This is a genomic window from Streptomyces sp. NPDC026522 (assembly GCF_055567555.1).
In genome coordinates this window covers 204840-226771 of sequence record NZ_JBVHQF010000002.1, presented here as the reverse complement: position 1 = coordinate 226771, position 21932 = coordinate 204840, and the positions used below count along the sequence as shown (strand labels likewise).

Sequence of the window (21932 nt, the reverse complement as noted above, 5' to 3'; positions counted from 1 at the left end):
GCCCGTAGGCCCGTACCCGCGACTACAGGATGACGTGGGGCAGGAAGCGGGCGTACTCGTCCGTGACCGGCCCCGCCGATTCCCGGATGCCCAGCCCCGCCGCCTCTTCCTCGACGACCCACGCGCCGAGCACCACCCGGTTGCCGTCGAAGTCCGGCAGCGGGGCCAGGGCCTGGAACACGTACGTCTCGCCCTCCTCCGCCGCGAACGGCTCCCCGCCCACCGGGTGCAGGGTGACCCCCGCGCCCTCGCGGCCGAGCAGCGGCTTGGCCGCGAAGCCGGTGGTGTGCGCGAGCTCGCGCGGCCCGTCGAGATAGGCGGGCAGCAGGTTCGGGTGATCGGGGAAGAGCTCCCACAGGATCGCCAGCAGCGCCTTGTTCGCCAGGAGCATCTTCCACAGCGGCTCGATCCAGCAGGTGCTGCCGGAGCCGCCGCCGTGGTCGTACGTACCGAGGACCTGCGGGCCGAACTCGTCGGCCGCCAGCCACTCCCAGGGGTAGAGCTTGAAGCAGCTGCGGATGAACCGCAGCCGGTCGTCCACGAACCGGCCGGAGAGGCTGTCCCAGCCGATCTGCTCGACGGACAGGGCGTGCGTGGCCAGACCCGCCTGCTCGGCGGTCTCCTGGAGGTAGGCGACCGTCATCAGGTCCTCGCCGAGCTCGTCGGTCTCGGAGTGCGCGAAGTGCACGGGCCCGGGCGGCAGCAGCTCCGCCTGCCGGCGCCACGCTTCGACGAGGCGCTCGTGGAGGGAGTTCCACTGGTCGGCGCCGGGGAAGCGTTCCTCCATCCAGAACCACTGCGGACTCGCGGCCTCCACCAGCGAGGTGGGGGTGTCCGCGTTGTATTCCAGCAGCTTGGCGGGGGCGCCGGAGTCGTCGTAGCGCAGGTCGAACCGGCCGTACAGGGACGGCTGTTCGGCGCGGCGGCGCCAGGACTCGGCGATGAGCGCGGCGAGCCCCGGATCGGCTATGCCGAGGTCGGCGAAGCGGTCGTGCTCGACGATGTGCGCGGCCGCCGCGAGGCACATGGCGTGCAGTTCCTCGACGACGTCCTCCAGCGCCTCGACCTCGGGCAGGGAAAAGGAGTAGTACGCGCTCTCGTCCCAGTAGGGCCGCAGGGAGTCGTCGGGGTAGCGGGTCAGGGGGTAGATCAGGCCCTGCTCCTCGACGGTCTTCTGCCAGTCGGGGCGGGGTTCTATGGTGTGGCGCTGCACGGGGCCGGCCTTCCCTCAGCCGCCGCTGGAGCCGCTGTGGCCGCCGATGCCGCCGCGGGTGACGGCGGACTTGTCGAAGCTGCCGCCCTTGACCTTGCCGCTGCTGGTGGTGCCGCCGTAGTAGTACGCGCCGCGGCCGCCGCTGCTCCGGCACTCCTTCTCGTTCAGCTTCTGCAGGGTGGCGCGGTCGGCGCAGCGCTTGTCGGGCTCGCTGCTGCCGCAGGCCACGAGCGTGGCGGCGAGCAGGCCCATGCCGCCGAGGGCGACGGCGCCGGAACGCATGCGGCGCCGGGCGGTGGTGTCGTGGGTGGTGTCGTCGGTGGGTTCCATGTACGGGTTCGCTCCCCCTGGGTGGCTTGCCCGACAGACTAGAGCGGGGTGGCCGGGGGATGGAATCCGGCCGTCGTCACACCCTTGTCACGACGGTGACCTACAGTCTCTTCGTGCTGATTGGGATGGTTTGCGCGCTGGGGGCGGCGGTCTGTTTCGGGACGGCGTCGGTGCTGCAGGCGGTGGCCGCGCGGGCGACGGCGCCGGGGACCGGGTCGGGGGTGGACGCGGCCCTGCTGCTGCGGGCGGTCCGGCAGTGGCGGTACGTGGCGGGGCTGGGCCTGGACGCGGTCGGGTTCGTCCTGCAGATCGTGGCGCTGCGGCACATCCCGATCTACGTGGTGGGCGCGGCGCTGGCGGCCAGCCTGGCGGTGACGGCGGTGGTCGCGGCGCGGCTGCTGCGGGTGCGGCTGAGCCGGGCGGAGTGGTGGGCGGTCGCGGTGGTGTGCGGGGGGCTGGTGATGCTGGGGCTGTCCTCGGGCGAGGAGGGCACGCAGCCGGGGCCGCCCGCGCTGAAGCCGGCGCTGCTGGTGGTGGCGGTGCTGGTGCTGCTCGCCGGGGCGGCGGCGGGCCGGCTCCCGGGCCGCGCGCGGGCGCTGGCGCTGGGGCTGGGGGCGGGGACCGGCTTCGGGGTGGTGGAGGTGTCGGTCCGCCTCATCGACGGCCCGGACCTCACCAACCCGGCCGTGTACGCGCTGCTGTTGGGCGGGGGCGCGGGGTTCCTGCTGCTCACGTCGGCGCTCCAGCGGGGTTCGGTGACGGCGGCGACCGCGGGCCTGGTCCTGGGCGAGACGGTCGGCCCGGCGGCGGTGGGCTTGGCCTGGCTCGGCGACACCCCCCGCGAGGGCCTGACCTGGCTGGCGGCGGCCGGCTTCGCGGTAGCGGTGGCGGGCTCGCTGGCGCTGGCCCGCTTCGGCGAACCGTGACCCTGGCCGGGTGTTTGACGGGGCGGGTTCGGGTTGCCCGTGCCGCCGGGGGGGGTCGGTGCCCCGGCCGGGCGGTCGGCCGGATGCCGTTGGGGTTGCCCGTGCCGCCGGGCGGGGCCGGTGCCCCGGCCGGGCGGTCGGCCGGATGCCCTTGGGGTTGCCCGTGCCGCCGGGCGGGGCCGGTGCCCCGGCCGGACGGTCGGCCGGATGCCGTTGGCGTTGCCCGTTGCGCCGGGCGGGGCCGGTGCCCCGGCCGGGCGGTCGGCCGGATGCCGTTGGGGTTGCCCGTGCCGCCGGGGGGTCGGTTTCGCCTCAAGCGCCGGCGGGGCCGGGCGCCGGGCCGGGGTCCTACTTCGCCGGCCCGGAACAGGCGCCATAAATCATGCCCGCCCCGGACTACCCCCCACCCCGCCCACGCACCCGGCACCCCGCCCAGGCGCAGCCGAACCCAGCCCCGCGGGGGCACCGCCCGGCGGTAGCTGGGGGAGATTGAGGCGAACCGGCCCCGCCCGGCGGCACGGGCTACCCGCACCGGGACCCCGCACCGCCCGGCCAGGGCTACGGTAGGGACGACACCAGCGCCGACAGCGTCAGCGACCACGCGCTGTCCGGCGGGGCCCCGTAGCCCACCACCACCGCCTCCCGCCGCGGCAGCCCCGACGCCGGGTGGCGGAACGCCGACAGGCCCTCCAGGGCCAGGCCCTGGCCCGCCGCCGCCTGGAGCACCGGCCGCTCCATGCCCGCCGCCAGGTCCAGGACCACGTGCAGCCCCGCCGCGATGCCCGCGACCCCCGTCACCGACGCCCGGTCGGACACCGCCCGCACCACCGCGTCCCGGCGCCTGCGGTACCGCGTCCGCATCCCCCGCACGTGCCGGTCGTACGCCCCCGACCGGATGAACTCGGCCAGCGTCAGCTGCTCCACCACGCCGGAGGTCCAGTCGGTGTGGCCCTTCGCCGCGAGCACCTCCTCCAGCAGCGCGTCCGGCACCACCATCCAGCCCATCCGCAGCCCCGGCGCGAGGGACTTGCTCGCCGTCCCCAGGTACACCACCCGGTCCGGGTCCAGGCCCTGGAGCGCGCCGACGGGCTGGCGGTCGTAGCGGAACTCCCCGTCGTAGTCGTCCTCCAGGATCAGCCCGCCCGTGGTCCGCGCCCAGTCGACCGCCGCGGCCCGCCGCTCCGGCGTCAGCGCGACGCCCGTCGGGAACTGGTGCGCCGGGGTCAGCAGCACGGCGCCCACCGGCACCGCGCCCACCGTCGCGGCCGGCAGTTCGTCGGTCCGCGCCCCGGCCCCGTCCAGCCGCAGCGGGTGCGTCCGCAGGCCCGCCCCCGTGAGCAGCTCCCGGTGCACGCCGAGGCCGTACCCCTCCACCGCCACGGTCCGTACCCGCCGCGCCCGCAGCGCCTTCGCCAGCAGCATCAGCCCGTGCGCGAACCCCGCGCACAGCACGATCCGCCCGGGGTCCGCGTACACGCCGCGCGCCCGCGCCAGGTACCCGGCCAGCGCCTCCCGCAGCTCCACCCGGCCGCGCGCGTCCACCGCGTACCCCAGCGCCTCGTTCGGGGCGTCCGTCAGCGCCCGCCGGGTCGCCGCCGCCCAGCCCGCGCGCGGGAAGCTGCCCAGGTCCGGGGTGCCGGAGACGAGGCTGTACGCGGGCCCCCGGCGCGCGGGGGGACGCACCCGGGCGGCGGCCACCGGCGCGGACCGGCGCGGCCTGGCCCGTTCCGCGACCCGGGTGCCCGAGCCCTGGCGGGCCGTCAGCCAGCCCTCGGCGACGAGTTCCGCGTACGCCTCCGCGACCGTGTTCCGGGCGATGGCCAGGTCCGCCGCGAGGGACCGCGAGGACGGCAGCCGGGTCCCGGGTGCCAGCCGCCCGCTGCGCGCGGCCTCGCGGATGGCCTCGGTCAGCCCGGCCCGCAGCCCGCGTCCGGCGGCCAGGTCGAGGTGCAGGTCGGCGCCGAAAGTGGCCCAGGATTCCGTCATGGATGTGGACCATATCGGCGGGCTGCCTCCCTCATACGGTGGGGGCATGACGACGACCGCAGCCGCGCAGCACGCCCCCGAAGAACCGGCCCGCCTGAACTGGTACAAGCACGTGCCCGAGGTCTACCAGGCCATGGTGGCCTTGGAGATCGCCTCCAAGAAGGGCCTGGACCCGGTGCTGGTCGAGCTGGTCAAGACCCGCGCCTCGCAGCTCAACAACTGTGCCTTCTGCCTGGACATGCACACCAAGGACGCCCTGGCGGCGGGCGAGAGCGTCGAACGGCTCGTGCAGCTCTCGGCCTGGCGCGAGTCCCGGCACTTCTACACCGAGAAGGAGCTGGCCGCGCTCGCGCTGACGGAGTCGGTGACCGTGCTGACGGACGGGTTCGTTCCGGACGAGGTCTACGCGACCGCCGCCGAGCACTTCGAGGAGGCCGAACTGGCCCGGCTGATCGCCGTGATCACGACGATCAACGCCTGGAACCGGTTCGGCGTCAGCTGCCGTCTGGTCCCGGGGCACTACACGCCGGGCATGCTGGGCCACTGATCCACCGGCGGCCGGGCGACGGCGCCGGGGCACCGGCGTCCGCCGCCTCAGCCGCCGGGCCGGAAGGCCTCCAGCGCCGCCGCGTGGTGCTGCCGGGTGACCGCCCACTCGGCGGCCGGGCCGGCGGTCAGGACGGCCCACTTGCCGCCGTCCGGGGTGCGGGAGACCCGCTCCACGCCCCGGCGCCGGCCGTGGGATTCCGCGCTGTCGTACTCGTAGACCAGTTCGGCGGCGTCATCGGCCCCCGCGACCTGGCCGACCCGGATCTCCTCGTAGCCCGAGGTGCGGGCCCGCAGGTCGGCGGAGGCGCCCTGGACGGCCTGCAGCGGGCTGAGTTCCGCTTCGCTGACCCGGAAGACCTGGAGCAGGGACGTCCGGTCGGGCGAGCGGTAGAAGACGCCGCTGTCGGCCTCTTCCCGGAGCCAGCCCGCGGGCACCGCGACGGTGAACCCCCTGGGGTCCCGGACCGTCTCGTGGGCGCCGTCCGCGGTGGGGCCGGTGCCGGCGGAGGGGCTCCCGGCGGGTGACGAGCTGAGCGGCGGCCGCGAACGGGACGCGTCGCCGCTGCTCGGGCCGCTCGACGCGGTCGCCCCCGCGTGCGCGGGCGGCTGCGCCGGGTTCCGCTCGACGAACCAGACGGCGGCCGCCCCGATCGCCAGGGCGGCCACCGCGATGCCGGCCGTGGTCGGCGTCAGCCACCGCCCGCCCGGCCCCCCGGGGCGCGGGGGCCCCGAGGGTACGGGCGGCGGTGGCGGCAGCTGCGGGTCGTACGCCGGCGGCAGCGGCGGCAGGTTCCCCTCGTACCCGGACGGCACCGGCGGCCGGCCCGGGTCGTGGGCCTGCGGCGCGAGCGGGTCGTAGGCCTGCGGCGCGGTCGGCGCGAGCGGGTCGTACGGCGCGGATGTCTGCGACGGGTGGGCCTGCGGCGGTGCGGCGGGGTCCGGGGCGTCGGCGGGGGCGTCCCAGACCCAGCGCTGCGTGCGCGCGTCCCAGCGGGGCGCGCCCTGCGGCTGCGGGGCCACGGCTCAGCCTCCCAGTGAGGTCAGCAACTCGCCCAGCGCGGTCGCCGCGCTGACCGTCTCGACCAGCGGCGCCCAGCGTGTCAGCGCCGCGCGCAGCCGGGCGGCGAGTCCGGGCCGGATCTCCCGCGCCGTCTCCAGCTCCTCGGCGACCCCGTCCAGTTCGGCGTCCAGCGCCGACCGGTCCGCGCCCCGCGGTACCCGTACGAGGGCGGCGCGCAGCTCCAGTACCGCATCGAGCAGCACCTGCGGCGTGGCGGCCCCGGCCGCCGCGTCCCCGGCGTGGACGGTGTTGGTGTTGTTGCTGCCGCCGATGCTGAACGCGCTGCCGTTGACGTCGCCGAGCCGTACGGACGGCTCCGCCGGGCCCGTCGTGCCCGCGTCGCTCCCGTCAGTTGCCACCGCTGCTCCCCCTGCCCTTGCCGCTGTTGTGGTGCCCGGTATTGGTGTTGTTGCTGCCGCCGACGCTGAAAGCGCTGCCGTTCACCGACTGGATGAACACCCCGCCTTCGGCGACGTTGACGGCGCGCGCCGCGAACTCCTCGGTGTGCCAGCCCGCTTCGTGCAAGGCGACGATAATGCCGCCGACCACCCGGTCCTGAACGGTTTTCAGGAACCGGTCCAGGTCCATGAGGTGGAACAGCGACCCGTTGTCCTCGGAGGCGAGTTCGCGCACCGACAGGCGCGGGCCCGCGGGCCGGGCGCCGCCGTGGCCGCCCGTCACGATCCGCCACCAGCTGGCCAGGCCGCGGGCCAGGGTGGTGACGGAGGCCGCGATGGAGCCGGGGGTCCGGCGCAGGGCCCAGACGGCCTTGCCGAAGGCGTTGTTGTTGCGGTAGCGCTGGGCGTCGGCGTCCGCGTTGTGGAAGGCGACGTCCACCGGGAGCAGCACGTGCGGCGCCACCTCCAGCATCATCATGCCGCCCTGCGTGTGGACCCGTACGAAGACGGTGACGACGAGGTTCTCGTCCCAGCCGCCCACCCGCACGCGCAGGAAGTGCCGGCGGCGCTCGCCGCCCTCCTCGATGGCGGCGGCCCGCTGCTGCGCGTACTGGCCGTGGATGGCCTGCGCGGCGTCCCGGTGCGGCAGCCCGTTGGCGGGCAGGAACACGCATTCGTCGACGACCAGTTCGCGCATCCGGTCGCCGACGGCGGCCATGGCCTGCGCCGAGCCGTGCGGCGACGGCACCCGCAGGCGCTCCAGCAGGGGGACGATCCGGGAGACGAGGTGGGCGTTGGTGACCGGCGTCGGCTTGCGGTCGGGGCCCAGATCCTCGCGCGGGCGCAGCTCGACGGAGAGCTGCCAGGGCCGGTAGGGGTCGCCCGCGCCGCAGAACGGGTCGTTGATGTCGTACATGACCACCGGCGCGTGCTGTTCGGCCCGGATCCGGGCGCGCACGCGCTGGAAGCGCACGCCGGGAGCCGCTTCGGCGGGGTCTCCGGCGTGGTCGGCGTAGCGGCGCTCGTTGAGGTCGGTGGTGATGGTCCGGTAGACGTGGCCGTGCTGGAGGCCGACGACGGTGACCACGGCGGCGAAGACGACGGGCACCCACCAGAGGACGGCGGTGGCCGCGGCGGTGTCCCCGAAGGACGGGGCGAGGAGCAGGGCGCCGGGTCCGCCGGAGCCGCCGAGCTCGCTCATCAGGAGGTAGCCGCCGAAGACGAGGAGGAGCAGGGTGACGGCGAGCGTCACGAAGACGTAGACGCGCAGGATCACGGCCAGCGCCCGCACCAGCGGTGTGTTCCGGCGGCGCAGCCAGTCGGCGAGGCTCAGCAGGAGGAAGGGCAGGACCAGCACCATGAGGGCGCCACCGGTGAGCAGGGAGCCGACGAACCAGGCGCCGAGCACCCCGGCCGCCCAGCCGAGCTCGGTGCGGCGGGCGCGCAGCGCGTGGGCGAGCACCCGGGAGGCGTCGTAGCCGTAGGAAGGGGCGACGATGCGCTCTTCGTGCACGTAGAGCTCGTCGATGACCCGGTCGCGGAACGCGGCGTCGAGGTAGGTGCCCGAGCAGAGGAACCGGCCGGCCTCGCTGAGCGAGGGGTGTACCGGCGGGCGCCCGGCACGTGGATCGCCCCCGTCGGCCGGACCGGTCGGCTGGTGGGGGATCGGGGTCTCGGTCACCGCCCGACCTTAGGTTCCCCCTACATCAGGCGACAGGCCGAATCACGCCAAAGCGCCCCGGCCTGGTTTGGCCGGGGCGCTCCGTCGTTCGTACTGGTTCGAACGGATCCGTTCGGGTCGGATCGGATCCGTTCGGGTCGGATCCGTTCGGATCAGATCAGGCCGAGCTCGCGCACCGCGTCGCGCTCCTCGACCAGCTCCGCCACGGACGCGTCGATGCGCGTACGGGAGAACTCGTTGATGTCCAGGCCCTGGACGATCTCGTACTTACCGTCCTTGGTGGTGACGGGGAACGAGGAGATGATGCCCTCGGGGACGCCGTAGGAGCCGTCCGACGGGACACCCATCGAGGTCCAGTCGCCGGCGGCGGTGCCGTTGACCCAGGTGTGGACGTGGTCGAGGGCGGCGTTGGCGGCGGAGGCGGCCGAGGACGCGCCACGGGCCTCGATGATCGCGGCGCCGCGCTTGGCGACGGTCGGGATGAAGGTGTCGGCCAGCCACTGCTCGTCGTTGACGACCTCGGCGGCGTTCTTGCCGGCGATCTCCGCGTGGAAGATGTCCGGGTACTGGGTCGCCGAGTGGTTGCCCCAGATGGTGAGGCGCTTGATGTCGGAGACGGCGGCACCGGTCCGGGCGGCCAGCTGCGAGATCGCGCGGTTGTGGTCCAGGCGGGTCATCGCGGTGAAGCGCTCGGCCGGTACGTCCGGAGCGGCGGCCTGCGCGATGAGCGCGTTGGTGTTGGCCGGGTTGCCCACGACCAGGACCTTGATGTCGTCCGCGGCGTGCGCGTTGATCGCGGCGCCCTGCGGCTTGAAGATGCCGCCGTTGGCGGAGAGCAGGTCACCGCGCTCCATGCCCTTGGTGCGCGGGCGGGCGCCGACGAGCAGCGCGACGTTGGCACCCTCGAAGCCCTTGTTCGGGTCGTCGAAGATGTCGATGCCGCGGAGCAGCGGGAAGGCGCAGTCGTCGAGCTCCATGGCGGTGCCCTCAGCGGCCTTCATGCCCTGGGGGATCTCGAGGAGCCGGAGCTTGACCGGCACGTCCGCGCCGAGGAGGTGACCGGACGCGATGCGGAAGAGCAGCGCGTAGCCGATCTGGCCGGCGGCGCCGGTGACGGTGACATTCACGGGAGTGCGGGTCATGGCCTTCTCCGTTAGACAGCTGGCGGTGGGGCGTCCCTGCCCCATGTGCTGGAGGACGCCGCTTCGCTGTCCTCTAAATCTTGACGTGAAGAGACATCCGCGGTCAGGCTATCCGACCCCGGGGGTGGCTAACCCCCAGGCCCGTGTGGTGCGCGGCACACGCACCCGGATGTTCGAAGGCGACCGGCTGCCCGCGCCCTCGTTCCGCCCGGGACCGGCGGCCCGCCGACTCAGCGGACGGTGAAGCGGACCGCCGTCTCCAGGAACGGGATGTGCAGCAAGGGCTTGGGTTCCATCACCAGCGCGAGCAGCGTGATGGCCACGCCCAGCACCCCGTACGTCACCAGGTCCGTGAAGCGGGAGCGGACCGCGAGCATCCCCACCGAAGGCAGTACGCGCCGCATCACGGCGGCCGCCATCAACGCGATGCCGATGATCAGGCAGCCCACCCGGGGGTGGCCCGTGGCCGTCGTCAGCAGCCCGGCCGCCGTGGCGGCCAGGACGCTGAGCATCGGCCACTGCCGGGCGGGCGCGGGGGCGTCCCCGGGCGCGGCCCGGCCACCGCCCTCGGGGCGGGCGGTGTCCCGGGTGACGGAGGGGAACCGGCGGGACTTCGGGGGCTCCGGCGAATCCTCGCCCCCGGCGGCCGGGCCGGTGGTGTGTTCAACCCGCACTGGTGGTCCGTTCCGCCGCCTCGACGACATTGACGAGCAGCTGGGCTCGGGTCATCGGCCCCACACCGCCGGGGTTCGGGGACAGCCAGCCCGCGACCTCGGCGACCCCCGGGTGCACGTCGCCGACGATCTTCCCGCTCTCGTCGCGGCTGACGCCGACGTCGAGCACGGCCGCGCCCGGCTTCACGTCCTCCGGCTTGACCAGGTGCGGAACCCCGGCGGCCGCGACGATGACGTCCGCCTGCCGCAGCAGCCGCGAGAGGTCCCGCGTACCGGTGTGGCACAGGGTCACGGTCGCGTTCTCCGACTTGCGGGTCAGCAGCAGGCCGATGGAGCGCCCGACGGTGACGCCGCGGCCCAGGACGACGACGTGCGCCCCGTTGATCTCCACGCCGTGGTGGCGCAGCAGGGCCACGATCCCGTACGGGGTGCAGGGCAGCGGGCCGGGCTCGTTGAGCACCAGCCGCCCGAGGGACATGGGGTGCAGTCCGTCGGCATCCTTGAGCGGGTCCATCAGCTCCAGGACGCGGTTGGTGTCGATGCCCTTGGGGAGGGGGAGTTGCACGATGTAGCCCGTGCACTCCGGGTTCTCGTTGAGTTCCCGGACGACCGCCTCGATGTCCTCCTGGGAGGCGGTGGCCGGAAGTTCGCGCTGGATGGAGGCGATGCCGACCTCCGCGCAGTCCTTGTGCTTGCCGTTGACGTACCAGCGGCTGCCCGGATCGTCTCCGACCAGCAGGGTGCCGAGGCCGGGGGTGATGCCCCGGGCCTTCAGCGCCGCCACGCGGGCGGTCAGTTCGGACTTGATCGCGGCTGCGGTGGCCTTGCCATCGAGAATCTGGGCGGTCATACCCCCCATCCTCCCGGATGGAGCGGTCCCGCTTCCACTCAAGGCGCCCGCGCAGCCGCCCCGCGGCCCGGAAACCGCCTTGGTCATTTCATTGCACTTGCACAACAAGTCCCGGCCGGTGCGTGAACCGGCTGGACAATCCCCCTGCGGCGGGACCACGATGACGGGCAATGAGTGCCGCGGGCAGTGCCGGGGGGTGGACCGCAATCACGCCGTGTTTCCTCCGAAAGTGCCGTGCGTCCCCGCACTTCCACGGAGGAACAACCCCAAGATGAGTTTCGGCGACCCGAACAACCCGTACGGACAGCAGCAGCCCCCGCAGCCTCCTCAGGGCCAGCCCGGCTACGGCTACCCGCAGCAGGCCCCGCAGGGCATCCCCCCGCAGGGGCAGCCCGGCTACGGCTACCCGCAGCAGCCGGGGCAGCCGCCGTACGGTGCGATGCCCCCCGCCCCCGGCACGCTCCAGGCGAACAACGGCTACATCAACGTGGCCGGGCTCGGCACCGTCGAGGTCGCCACCATGGGCCGCCGCTTCGGCGCCCGTGTGATCGACGGTCTGGTCATCGGTGTCCTGTACGCCATCCTCAGCTCGATCGGTCTCGCGAGCGTCTTCGGCGCGTCGAAGAGCATCCAGGACTGCACGGGCATGGACTACGCGTCCTCCGCCTACCAGTCCTGCGTGAACGACCAGGCCGCGGCCGCGGGCGGCATCATCGCCACGTTCTTCGGCTTCATCCTCATCTTCTTCATCGCCACCCTGCTCTACGAATGGCTGATGATCGCGTTCGTGGGCGCGACGGTCGGCAAGATGGCGCTGGGCGTGAAGGTCGTCAAGGAGAACACGGGCCAGGTCCCGGGCATCGGCGGCGGCTTCATCCGCTGGATCATCCCGATGGTCGGCGCGCTGCTCTGCGGCATCGGCCAGATCCTGACCTACCTCTCCCCCTTCTTCGACAACTCCGGCAAGCTGCAGGGCTGGCACGACCGTGCCGCCGGCACGATCGTCGTGAAGAAGTAGCAGGTCCTGACGGGCCGGCGGGCGCTCTGACCGCCCGTCGGCCCCGATCCGCCGCAGTACGGCGAAGGCCGCGCCCCCGCAGAGGGGGGCGCGGCCTTCGCCGTGTGCGGGATCCGCTCAGTGGAAGAAGTGCCGGGTACCGGTGAAGTACATCGTCACGCCGGCCTTCTTCGCGGCCTCGATGACCAGCTCGTCACGGACCGAACCGCCCGGCTGGACCACGGCCTTGATGCCGGCCGCCGTGAGGATCTCCAGCCCGTCCGGGAAGGGGAAGAAGGCGTCGGAGGCGGCGTACGAGCCCTGCGCGCGCTCGGCGCCGGCCCGCTCGACCGCGAGCTTCGCCGAGTCGACCCGGTTGACCTGGCCCATGCCGACACCGACCGAGGCGCCGTCCTTGGCGAGCAGGATCGCGTTCGACTTCACGGCCCGGCAGGCCTTCCAGGCGAAGGCCAGCTCGGCGAGCTCGGCGGCCGAGAGGGCCTCGCCGGTGGCGAGGGTCCAGTTCTGCGGGTCGTCGCCCTCGGCCTGGAACACGTCCGACTGCTGGAGCAGCACGCCGCCCGAGATCGGCTTGAGGTCGCCCGGCTGGTGCGGGGTACCGTCCACCTTCAGGACGCGGATGTTCTTCTTCTTGGCGAGGACCTCGACCGCGCCGTCCTCGTAGCCGGGGGCGGCGATGACCTCGGTGAAGATCTCCGCGACCTGCTCGGCGAGCTCGACCGTCACCGGACGGTTGACGGCGATGACGCCGCCGAACGCGGAGAGCGGGTCGCAGGCGTGGGCCTTGCGGTGGGCGGCGGCGACGTCGTCGCCCACGGCGATGCCGCACGGGTTGGCGTGCTTGATGATCGCGACACAGGGCTCTTCGTGGTCGTAGGCTGCGCGGCGGGCCGCCTCGGTGTCCACGTAGTTGTTGAAGGACATCTCCTTGCCGTGCAGCTGTTCGGCGTTGGCGAGCCCGCCCGGCTGCCCGTCCGTGTAGAGGGCGGCGGCCTGGTGGGGGTTCTCGCCGTAGCGGAGGGTGGACTTGCGCTCCCAGGCGCCGGCCAGGAACTCGGGCAGGACGGCCCCGGGCTCGGGGGCGTACGCGTTGGTGAACCAGGAGGCGACGGCCACGTCGTACGCGGCGGTGTGCTGGAAGGCCTCGGCGGCGAGCCGCTTGCGGGCGGTCAGGTCGAAGCCGCCGCCGCTGGCGGCGGTGAGGACGTCGGCGTACCGCTCGGGGCTGGTCACGACGGCGACCGAGGGGTGGTTCTTGGCGGCGGCGCGGACCATCGAGGGGCCGCCGATGTCGATCTGCTCGACGCACTCGTCGGCCGTGGCACCGGACTGGACGGTGGCGAGGAACGGGTACAGGTTGACGACCACCAGGTCGAAGGGCTCGACGCCGAGCTCCTGGAGCTGCTCGCGGTGGCTGTCCAGGCGCAGGTCGGCGAGGATGCCGGCGTGTACGCGCGGGTGCAGGGTCTTGACCCGGCCGTCCAGGCACTCGGGGAAGCCGGTGAGCTCCTCGACCTTGGTGACGGGCACGCCGGCCGCGGCGATCTTGGAAGCGGTGGAGCCGGTGGAGACGAGCGCGACGCCCGCCTCGTGCAGGCCGCGGGCCAGCTCTTCCAGTCCCGTCTTGTCGTAGACGCTGATGAGCGCACGACGGATCGGCCGCTGGGTCGTGGTCGGGTCGTTGCTGCTGTCTGCGGTCTCTACGGCGGTCACTGGATTGTTACCTTTCGTCCCTCAATGCGGTAGCCGTGCCGGGCCAGGCGCCCCACGACGTCGACGAGCAGCGTGCGCTCGACTTCCTTGATGCGCTCATGGAGAGCGGCTTCGTCCTCCCCGTCCCGGATCTCGACGACACCCTGGGCGATGATGGGGCCGGTGTCCACGCCGCCGTCCACGAAGTGGACGGTGCAGCCGGTGACCTTGGCCCCGTAGGCGAGGGCGTCGCGGACGCCGTGCGCGCCCGGGAAGGCGGGCAGCAGGGCGGGGTGGGTGTTGATGAACCGGCCGCCGAAGCGAGCCAGGAACTCCGGCCCGACGATCTTCATGAACCCGGCGGAGACCACCAGGTCCGGCTCGTGGGCGGCGGTGGCTTCGGTGAGCGCGGCGTCCCACTCGGCGCGGGTGTCGTACGCCTTGACCGGGCACACGAAGGTGGGGATCCCGGCCTTCTCGGCGCGCTCCAGGCCGACGATGCCGTCGCGGTCGGCGCCGACCGCGACGACCCGGGCGCCGAAGCCCTCGGGACCCTCGGGGTGGGCGTCGATGGCGTCGAGCAGGGCCTGGAGGTTGGTGCCGGAGCCGGAAACCAGCACGACCAGGCGAGAGGCGGCCATGGGCGGCCCTTTCTTGGGGGGCATCGCTTGCACTTGTACGGTCATACGAAACTCCGGGTCCCCGATATACGGGGAACCATACGAAGCGGCGGACCGCCTGCAACGATACCGGCACACGGGACCGCCCCCGAGGGACGGGGGGACGGCCTGGGGGTAGCGTGCGGCGTGGAAGCCGCGAACCGCGCGACGCAACGTGTCCACGCCAACGCCACGCCCATGCCACGTCCACGACACAGGGGAAGTAACGCACTCGATGCCGGACCGCCGTCAGCCCGACTCCTCGACCGACGACAACCCCTTCGCGGCGCCTCCCGAGGGCAAGCCCGACCAGCCGTGGCAGCCGCGCGGCGGCGACCGCGGCCCCGCCGGCCCCGGTCCGGACGGCAAGGACCCGTCCCCCGAGGGCCCGGCCCGCTGGGACCCGACGGACCCGCTCCAGCGCCGGGCCCGCTACGCGCTGCTCGCGGGCATGTGGGGGTTCTTCTTCGGCATCTTCGGGATCCCCTCGGTCGGCCTCCTGCTGGGCGCGCTCGCGCTGTACTGGGGCGTCAGCGCCCTCCGCGGCGGCGTCGCTTCCCTCGGCCCGGCGGCCCGCCCGCAACGCACGGCGGCGGTCAGCGGCCTGGTGACGGCGTCACTCGCCCTGCTGCTGGCGGCGAGCTCGTACGCGTTGCAGCTGGCGTACAAGGACTTCTACGTCTGCCGCGACGACGCCCTGACGAAGACGGCCGAACTCGAATGCAACACCCTCCTCCCGGACAACCTGGTGGGCCAGATCCTCAAGGTCCAACGCTGAGCCGATCCAGCCCCGCCGGCGATTGAGGTGCGGGGGTCCGGGGTGGCCCCCGCAAAGCCCGCGCAGCCACCCCTTCCAGCCCCGCCGGCGATTGAGGCGCGGGGATCCGGGGTGGCCCCCGCAAAGCCCGCGCCGCCGCACCGCCCCGCCGGCGATTGAGGCGCGGGGGTCCGGGGGCTGGCCCCCGGCAACGGCGCCGCACCCGGCGTGCGACCGTCGGTCCGGCCCGTCAGACGGTCGGCCTGCGCGACAGCACCCGCGCCCCGGACACCCCCGGAACCAACCCCGACGGTGGGTCAGCAACCGCCACCGGCTCCGGCCCCGCCTCAACCACCGGCGCCACCCCCGGCGCAGCCACCATCGGCACGGCCGCCTCCCGCAACACCGCCCACCGCAACTCCCGCACGCCCGAGTCGTGCCACTCGTCCGCCGCGTCCACCGCGTCCACCGCGTCCACCGCGTCCACCATCCCCGCCGCCCCCCTCACCGGCCGCACCCGCCACCCGTGCACCACCACGGCCACCGGCACCGCCAGCACCACCGCCCACACCACCGCAGCGCCCCCCACCTGCCACCACACCGGCCCGAACCGGACCAGCTCCCGCGTCCCCAGCGGCCCCGCCGCCACCGCCGCGAGCCCCGCCATCAGTACCCCGCACACCACCGCACCCAGCACCGCCGTCCACGCCGTCTCGCCGTAGGAGACCTCCCGCGCCCGCCGCACCGCGAACCACCCCACCGCCAGCCCCGCCGCCACCGGCACGGCGAGCGCCGCCCACGTCAGCGGAGTCCCCGCCCCCACACCCGGCAGGGCCGCCAGCAGCGGGAACCTCGGCAGCGCCGCGTGCGATCCGACGGAGCCGAGCGGTGTCACCGTCGCCCCCGCGCCCAGTGCGAAGCCCGGCCCCAGACCGTACGCCGCGCCCCACACCATCGCGTTCGGAACCAGCGTCACCGCCAGCAGCAGCACCGCGAACCGGCCCGACCACACCCCGGTCAGCCCCAGGAACGAGCCCCGCACGTCCGCCCCGTGCCACACCAGCGACGCCCCGACCAGCAGCACGCCGCCGCCCAGCAGCACCAGCGCTCCGGCCACGCCCGAGCGCAGCGCCAGCTCGTACCGGGGGCGCGCGATGGCCCTCCGTACGCCCCCCGCCATCCACTCCGGCACCCAGCCCGGGAGGTCGCCGAGCGGCCTGCCCCGCGCCGCCCACACCCCGCCCGCCGCGGCCAGTACGGCCACCAGCGGCAGGTGCCACGCCGCGCTCAGCGGATCGGCCGGCATGGGACCGCCCGCCGCGTACACCGTCGCCAGCGCCCCGACGCCGAGGTACCCGCAGGTCACCGCCGAGAACACGACACTGGCCGGCAGCACCTCGTCGTCCCCCTGGCCGTCGCCCGAGGCGCTGCCCAGCCGCGCGGCCCGCCGCATCAGCAGCACCGGCAGCGCCACCAGCAGCAGCGGCGTCACCCCGACGGGCGCGGGCACGCCCGACAGGGTCTCGTAGCGGATGAGTTCGGTGCCGTGGGCGAGCAGCCACAGCCCGGCCGCGAGGTGCAGCGCCCCGCCGGGGCCGCTGTCGGGATAGGGGGAGCTGATCCACAGCACGATCACGAGCACGGCCAGGAAGCCGAGCCCCAGTCCTGCGGCGACGGCGCCGCCGAGCACGCACGCGGCGGCCGCCGGCGAACGGCGCCGTACGGCGGCCCGGGGGGCCGTCGGCAACGAGGTACCGCGTTCGGTCACTTGGGTCACCCCGCCATGGTGCCAACGACACGCGCTATGGGCGGGTAACAGGCGAATGTCCGTGGTGTCGCTCAATATACGTTTATGTACTTTTTCGCGCAGAGCTGCCGGGTCGCGGGGAGAGTGGCATGACACAAGGCGTCGGAACGACCTCCGCCTCGGGGGAGGCCGACCTCCCTTCCCCCCAGGAACGCCGAAGGCTGCGCGAATCCGCGGAACTGACGCACGGTGAGGTGGCGGCGGCCGTCGGGGTCAACCCGGCCACGGTCCGCTCGTGGGAGTCGGGCCGGACGCAGCCGCGCGGCCGGAAGCGCAAGGCGTACGCCCGGTTCCTCACCCGTCTCGCGGCGTCCGGCTCCGCCGCCGGGCCCGAGCCCGAGTCAGAGCTCGAATCCGAGTCCGAGTCCGAGCCCGCGAAGGCCGCCGGACCCGGCGCCGTACGGGTCTCCCCGGCCCCCGCCCGGCCGGCCGGCTCCCGCAAGCGGCCCAAGGTGGCGGCGAAGCGGGCCGCGAAGCCCCCGGCCAACTCCCCGCGCCACGAGCCCCGGACCCCCGCCGACCCCGCCCTCCCCCCGGAACCCGGGCCCGAGCCGCAGCCGCAGCCGCAGCCGCAGCCGCAGCCGCAGCCGCAGCCCGCACCCGAGACCCGGACCGGCCCCGCGCCCGAACCCGACACGCCGACCGTCGAGGCCGAGGCCGAAGCCGAAGCCGAGCCGGCAGCCGAGGCCACCGCCGAGCCCGAACCCCCCGTCGATCCCGGCCCCCTGACCCCCGCTCGGGCCTTCGACGCCCTGTACACCTACGCCGCCCCGGCCCTCGTCCGCCAGGCGTACCTGCTCACCGGCCGCCGCTCCCTCGCCCTGGAGGCCGTCGACAAGGCGTTCCTCCAGGCGTGGGCCCGCTGGCCCGAGGTCGCCACCGACCCGGACCCGGTGGGGTGGGTGCGCGCGGTCTCGTACGAGTACGCCCTCTCCCCCTGGCACCGGTTCCGCCGGGCCTTCCGCCACCCCGACAAGGCCCCGGCCGAACCCGCCGACCGGATCACGATGGACGCGCTGCTCGCACTGCCCACCGCGTACCGCCGGGCCGTCCTGCTCTACGACGGCGTCGGCCTCGATCTCCCCGACACGGCCGCGGAGATCGAGGCGTCGACCCCGACCACGGGTCTGCGCCTGCTGAACGCGCACGCCGAGCTCACCGCCCGGCTGCCCGAGCTGGCCGGCCTGCCGCCCGCGCAGCGGTCCGCCCGGCTGCGCGAACGCATGGGCTCGGTCCGCCCCGCCGTCTCCCTCGAACCGCGCCCGGCGGCCTCCGTGCGCACCTCCTGCGAGCGCCGCTCCCGGGCGCTGAGCCGGGCGGCGCTCGGCCTGACGGCGGTGATCGCGGTCGCGACTGCGTACACGGCGACCACGGCGCCGACCCAGTACATCCCCGCGATCGCACCCGGTACGAGCGTCTCCGGGGTCCCCCCGCTCAGCGGGCCCCAGCGGTTCACCCAGCAGAGCAAGGAGCTGCACGACCGGCTCCGCTCCGACCCGGCGGCCGGTCCGGCCCGCCTCGCGCCGAAGGTCGAGTAGCGCGGCACCCGACGGACCCGGAAACGGGCGTGGCCCGCACCCCGGAGGGTGCGGGCCACGCCCGTACGCACGTACGGCTGCTGCTTACTGAGCGGCGTTCAGGATCTCGCGCGCCAGCTTGGCCGTCTCGGTCGGCGTCTTGCCGACCTTCACGCCCGCGGCCTCAAGGGCCTCCTTCTTGGCCTGTGCGGTGCCAGAAGAACCGGAGACGATGGCGCCGGCGTGGCCCATGGTCTTGCCCTCGGGGGCGGTGAAGCCCGCGACGTAACCGACGACCGGCTTGGTGACGTTCTTCGCGATGAAGTCCGCCGCACGCTCCTCGGCGTCGCCGCCGATCTCGCCGATCATGACGATGAGGTCGGTCTCGGGGTCCGCCTCGAACGCCGCGAGGGCGTCGATGTGCGTGGTGCCGATGACCGGGTCGCCACCGATGCCGACGGCGGAGGAGAAGCCGATGTCACGGAGCTCGTACATCATCTGGTAGGTCAGCGTGCCGGACTTCGACACGAGACCGATCCGGCCGGGCTTGGTGATGTCGCCCGGGATGATGCCGGCGTTGGACTGGCCGGGGGTGATCAGGCCCGGGCAGTTCGGGCCGATGATGCGGGTCTTGTTGCCCTTGGCGGTCGCGTACGCCCAGAAGGCGGCGGAGTCGTGCACCGCGATGCCCTCGGTGATGACGACGGCCAGCGGGATCTCGGCGTCGATGGCCTCGACGACGGCGGCCTTGGCGAAGGCCGGCGGGACGAAGAGGACGGAGACGTTGGCGCCCGTCTTCTCCATCGCCTCGGCGACCGAGCCGAAGACCGGGACCTCGGTGCCGTCGAAGTCGACGGTGGTGCCGGCCTTGCGCGGGTTCACGCCGCCGACGATGTTGGTGCCGTCAGCCAGCATCAGCTTGGTGTGCTTCATGCCCGTGGCACCGGTCATGCCCTGGACGATGACCTTGCTGTCCTTGTTGAGGAAGATAGCCATGTGAGTCTGTGACCTCTGCCCTTACTTCGCAGCCGCGAGCTCGGCGGCCTTGTCGGCCGCGCCGTCCATGGTGTCCACGCGCTGCACCAGCGGGTGGTTGGCGTCCGAGAGGATCTTGCGACCCAGCTCGGCGTTGTTGCCGTCGAGACGGACGACGAGCGGCTTGGTGACCGCCTCGCCCTTCTCCTCCAGCAGGGCCAGCGCCTGGACGATGCCGTTGGCGACCTCGTCACAGGCGGTGATGCCACCGAAGACGTTGACGAAGACGGACTTGACGTCCGGGTCGCCGAGGATGATCTCGAGACCGTTGGCCATGACGGCGGCGGAGGCGCCACCGCCGATGTCCAGGAAGTTGGCGGGCTTGACGCCGCCATGGTTCTCGCCGGCGTAGGCGACGACGTCAAGGGTGCTCATGACGAGACCCGCGCCGTTGCCGATGATGCCGACCTCACCGTCGAGCTTGACGTAGTTGAGGTTCTTCGCCTTGGCGGCGGCCTCCAGCGGGTTCGCGGCCGCGTGGTCCACGAACTCCTCGTGGCCCGGCTGGCGGAACTCGGCGTTCTCGTCGAGCGAGACCTTGCCGTCGAGCGCGATGACGTCGCCGTTGGCGACCTTCGCGAGCGGATTGACCTCGACGAGGAGCGCGTCCTCGGCGATGAAGGTCTGCCACAGGGTCACGAGGACCTCGGCGACCTTCTCGGCGACCTCGGCCGGGAACTTCGCCTGCGCGACGATCTCGCGGGCCTTCTCGATGGTGACGCCCTCGTTGGCGTTGACCGGGACCTTCGCGAGGGCCTCGGGGGTCTTCTCCGCGACCTCCTCGATGTCCATGCCGCCCTGCACCGAGGCCATGGCCAGGAAGGTGCGGTTGGTGCGGTCGAGGAGGTACGAGACGTAGTACTCCTCGAGGATCTCGGGAGCGGTCTCGGCGATCATCACCTTGTGGACCGTGTGGCCCTTGATGTCCATGCCGAGGATGTCCGTCGCCCGGGCGACTGCCTCGTCCGGGGTGGCGGCGAGCTTGACGCCGCCGGCCTTGCCGCGGCCGCCGACCTTCACCTGCGCCTTGACGACCGACTTGCCGCCCAGCCGCTCGGTGGCCTCGCGAGCCGCCTCAGGCGTGTCGATCACTTCACCGGCCAGCACCGGTACACCGTGCTTGGCGAAGAGGTCCCTCGCCTGGTACTCGAACAGGTCCACGCGCGTCCGTCCCTTGTCTTCAAAGATTCGCAGTGATTCGCGGTTGTCTGCTATCTGCGTGGGCGTGCCGCGGAGGGCAACGTGACGGCGCTGTCACAAGGAAGGCGCACACGGTGACCGTGGACGCGGCATGTCCGTCTCGCAGGTTATCCCCGCGGGACGTGCGTCCCTAAATCACAGGTCGCACCTGAGCGGTGATACCTGTCACAGATCCCCTCATGGTTGAGCTGCGCGTTCGTACGATCCGCCGACCGCCGGCCGGGGGCGGCGGACGCTCACGGCACGGGCAGCGGCCGCTTCTCCAGGGCGGCGGCCATCACGTCGGGGAAGAGGTCGGGAGTGCAGGCGAAGGCGGGCGTGCCGAGCGCTGCCAGGGCCGCCGCGTGCTCGCGGTCGTAGGCGGGCGCGCCTTCGTCCGACAGGGCGAGCAGGGTCACGAACTCCACTCCGGCGGCCTTCATCGCCGCGACCCGCTTGAGCATCCCGTCGCGTATGCCGCCCTCGTAGAGATCACTGATCAGGACGACGACGGTGTCGGCCGGCCGGGTGATCTTCGACTGGCAGTAGCCGAGGGCCCGGTTGATGTCGGTGCCGCCGCCGAGCTGGGTGCCGAAGAGCACGTCGACCGGGTCGTCGAGCTGGTCCGTGAGGTCCACGACCGCCGTGTCGAACACCACCAGCCGGGTGGCGATCGTCCGCATCGAGGCGAGCACCGCCCCGAAGACCGAGGCGTAGACGACGGACGCCGCCATCGAACCCGACTGGTCGATGCAGAGGATGACCTCCTTCTTCACGGACTGCGCCGCCCGGCCGTACCCGATCAGCCGCTCCGGGACGACGGTGCGGTACTCGGGCAGGTAGTTCTTGAGGTTGGCGCGGATCGTCCGGTCCCAGTCGATGTCCCGGTGGCGGGGGCGGCTGGTGCGGGCGGAGCGGTCGAGGGCGCCGGTGAGGGTGGCGCGGGTCCGGGCGGCGAGGCGCTTCTCCAACTGTTCGACGACCTTGGCCACCACCGCGCGGGCGGTCTCGCGGGTCGTCTCGGGCATGGCCTTGTTGAGCGAGAGCAGGGTGCCGACGAGGTGGACGTCGGGCTCCAGTGCCTCCAGCATCTCCGGCTCCAGCAGCAGGGAGGACAGGCCGAGCCGTTCGATGGCGTCGCGCTGCATCACCTGCACCACGGAACTGGGGAAGTACGTCCTGATGTCCCCGAGCCAGCGGGCCACCTGCGGCGCGGACCCGCCGAGCCCGGCCGACCGCTCCCCCTGCCGCTTGCGCGAACCGGCGCCCGCGCTCCGGCCGTACAGCGCCGTGAGCGCAGCGTCCATCTGCGCGTCCCGCCCGGAGAGGGCGCAGCCGGTGCCCTCGCCCTCGCCACCGCCGAGCACCATCCGCCACCGCCGCAGTCGCTCCCCCGCGTCCGCCGGCCGTCCCGTACTGGTCTCCATCTGTCCGTCCCCCTCGTCCCTGTTCCTGATCC

20 protein-coding genes are annotated in these 21932 nt (G+C 73.4%); 5 read left to right on the top strand and 15 right to left on the bottom strand.

All coding sequences use genetic code 11. From position 1 onward, the window contains the following. Window positions 1-22 precede the first annotated feature (22 nt). Both ACZ4M3_RS05550 and ACZ4M3_RS05545 read right to left on the bottom strand, forming a co-directional pair. Window positions 23-1213 carry a glutathionylspermidine synthase family protein gene (locus tag ACZ4M3_RS05550; RefSeq protein WP_467730344.1) on the bottom strand — a complete coding sequence of 397 codons (1191 nt, stop codon included), beginning with the start codon at window positions 1211-1213 and terminating at the stop codon, window positions 23-25. A 15-nt stretch (window positions 1214-1228) separates the two neighbouring features. Then, the gene (locus ACZ4M3_RS05545; protein ID WP_467730343.1) at window positions 1229-1543 is read right to left on the bottom strand and encodes a hypothetical protein; all 315 of its coding nucleotides are present in this window, start codon (window positions 1541-1543) and stop codon (window positions 1229-1231) included. Window positions 1544-1668: 125 nt separating this feature from the next. Between ACZ4M3_RS05545 and ACZ4M3_RS05540 the strand changes: the two genes are divergently transcribed. After that, window positions 1669-2469 (top strand): DMT family protein, encoded by an 801-nt coding sequence (locus tag ACZ4M3_RS05540; RefSeq protein WP_467730803.1) that lies wholly within the window; start codon window positions 1669-1671, stop codon window positions 2467-2469. Between the two features lie 558 nt (window positions 2470-3027). On the opposite strand, the gene pdxR is transcribed toward ACZ4M3_RS05540, so the two are convergent. Beyond that, complete coding sequence (gene pdxR, locus ACZ4M3_RS05535) at window positions 3028-4455, bottom strand: MocR-like pyridoxine biosynthesis transcription factor PdxR (protein ID WP_467730342.1); 1428 nt, start codon at window positions 4453-4455, stop codon at window positions 3028-3030. Window positions 4456-4501: 46 nt separating this feature from the next. Between pdxR and ACZ4M3_RS05530 the strand changes: the two genes are divergently transcribed. After that, window positions 4502-5002, top strand: coding sequence for a carboxymuconolactone decarboxylase family protein (locus ACZ4M3_RS05530; RefSeq protein ID WP_467730341.1), 501 nt, complete (start codon window positions 4502-4504; stop codon window positions 5000-5002). 47 nt (window positions 5003-5049) lie between these two features. On the opposite strand, the gene ACZ4M3_RS05525 is transcribed toward ACZ4M3_RS05530, so the two are convergent. The 6 genes from ACZ4M3_RS05525 to ACZ4M3_RS05500 form a co-directional block, all read right to left on the bottom strand. Next, window positions 5050-6024 (bottom strand): hypothetical protein, encoded by a 975-nt coding sequence (locus ACZ4M3_RS05525; protein ID WP_467730340.1) that lies wholly within the window; start codon window positions 6022-6024, stop codon window positions 5050-5052. Window positions 6025-6027: 3 nt separating this feature from the next. Continuing rightward, the gene (locus ACZ4M3_RS05520) at window positions 6028-6423 is read right to left on the bottom strand and encodes a hypothetical protein (protein ID WP_467730339.1); all 396 of its coding nucleotides are present in this window, start codon (window positions 6421-6423) and stop codon (window positions 6028-6030) included. Further along, window positions 6413-8143 (bottom strand): hypothetical protein, encoded by a 1731-nt coding sequence (locus ACZ4M3_RS05515; RefSeq protein ID WP_467730338.1) that lies wholly within the window; start codon window positions 8141-8143, stop codon window positions 6413-6415. Before ACZ4M3_RS05515 ends, ACZ4M3_RS05520 begins: the two co-directional genes overlap by 11 nt. A 152-nt stretch (window positions 8144-8295) precedes the next feature. After that, window positions 8296-9285, bottom strand: a complete 990-nt coding sequence (locus ACZ4M3_RS05510; RefSeq protein ID WP_467730337.1) for a malate dehydrogenase — start codon at window positions 9283-9285, stop codon at window positions 8296-8298. Window positions 9286-9515: 230 nt separating this feature from the next. Further along, window positions 9516-9989: a DUF3017 domain-containing protein gene (locus ACZ4M3_RS05505; protein ID WP_467730336.1), complete on the bottom strand. Its 474-nt coding sequence runs from the start codon at window positions 9987-9989 to the stop codon at window positions 9516-9518. After that, window positions 9949-10809 carry a bifunctional methylenetetrahydrofolate dehydrogenase/methenyltetrahydrofolate cyclohydrolase gene (locus ACZ4M3_RS05500; RefSeq protein WP_453357371.1) on the bottom strand — a complete coding sequence of 287 codons (861 nt, stop codon included), beginning with the start codon at window positions 10807-10809 and terminating at the stop codon, window positions 9949-9951. The genes ACZ4M3_RS05505 and ACZ4M3_RS05500 overlap by 41 nt, the downstream gene beginning before the upstream one ends. Window positions 10810-11080: 271 nt before the next feature. Between ACZ4M3_RS05500 and ACZ4M3_RS05495 the strand changes: the two genes are divergently transcribed. Next, window positions 11081-11827: an RDD family protein gene (locus tag ACZ4M3_RS05495; protein WP_467730335.1), complete on the top strand. Its 747-nt coding sequence runs from the start codon at window positions 11081-11083 to the stop codon at window positions 11825-11827. 117 nt (window positions 11828-11944) lie between these two features. On the opposite strand, the gene purH is transcribed toward ACZ4M3_RS05495, so the two are convergent. Together purH and purN are read right to left on the bottom strand one after the other, a co-directional pair. Further along, window positions 11945-13540 (bottom strand): bifunctional phosphoribosylaminoimidazolecarboxamide formyltransferase/IMP cyclohydrolase, encoded by a 1596-nt coding sequence (gene purH, locus ACZ4M3_RS05490; RefSeq protein ID WP_467730334.1) that lies wholly within the window; start codon window positions 13538-13540, stop codon window positions 11945-11947. Next, a complete protein-coding gene (gene purN, locus ACZ4M3_RS05485; RefSeq protein ID WP_467730333.1) occupies window positions 13537-14160 on the bottom strand; it encodes a phosphoribosylglycinamide formyltransferase in 624 nt (207 codons plus the stop codon). Before purN ends, purH begins: the two co-directional genes overlap by 4 nt. 253 nt (window positions 14161-14413) lie before the next feature. On the opposite strand from purN, the gene ACZ4M3_RS05480 reads away from it, so the two are divergent. Continuing rightward, on the top strand, window positions 14414-14956 hold the full coding sequence (locus ACZ4M3_RS05480) for a hypothetical protein (protein ID WP_467730332.1): 543 nt from the start codon (window positions 14414-14416) through the stop codon (window positions 14954-14956). Window positions 14957-15185: 229 nt separating this feature from the next. Here ACZ4M3_RS05480 and ACZ4M3_RS05475 read toward each other — a convergent pair whose 3' ends face one another. Beyond that, window positions 15186-16712, bottom strand: coding sequence for a cell division protein PerM (locus ACZ4M3_RS05475; protein WP_467730331.1), 1527 nt, complete (start codon window positions 16710-16712; stop codon window positions 15186-15188). Between the two features lie 119 nt (window positions 16713-16831). Between ACZ4M3_RS05475 and ACZ4M3_RS05470 the strand changes: the two genes are divergently transcribed. Next, complete coding sequence (locus tag ACZ4M3_RS05470) at window positions 16832-18280, top strand: helix-turn-helix domain-containing protein (protein ID WP_467730330.1); 1449 nt, start codon at window positions 16832-16834, stop codon at window positions 18278-18280. 84 nt (window positions 18281-18364) lie between these two features. Here the strand turns inward: ACZ4M3_RS05470 and sucD are convergent, their stop codons facing one another. The 3 genes from sucD to ACZ4M3_RS05455 all read right to left on the bottom strand — a co-directional run bounded on the left by sucD (window position 18365) and on the right by ACZ4M3_RS05455 (window position 21900). Then, window positions 18365-19255 (bottom strand): succinate--CoA ligase subunit alpha, encoded by an 891-nt coding sequence (sucD, locus tag ACZ4M3_RS05465; protein ID WP_136213293.1) that lies wholly within the window; start codon window positions 19253-19255, stop codon window positions 18365-18367. 21 nt (window positions 19256-19276) lie between these two features. Continuing rightward, window positions 19277-20455: an ADP-forming succinate--CoA ligase subunit beta gene (gene sucC / locus ACZ4M3_RS05460; RefSeq protein ID WP_190183066.1), complete on the bottom strand. Its 1179-nt coding sequence runs from the start codon at window positions 20453-20455 to the stop codon at window positions 19277-19279. Window positions 20456-20730: 275 nt separating this feature from the next. Further along, window positions 20731-21900, bottom strand: a complete 1170-nt coding sequence (locus ACZ4M3_RS05455) for a vWA domain-containing protein (RefSeq protein ID WP_467730329.1) — start codon at window positions 21898-21900, stop codon at window positions 20731-20733. Between the last annotated feature and the right edge of the window lie 32 nt (window positions 21901-21932).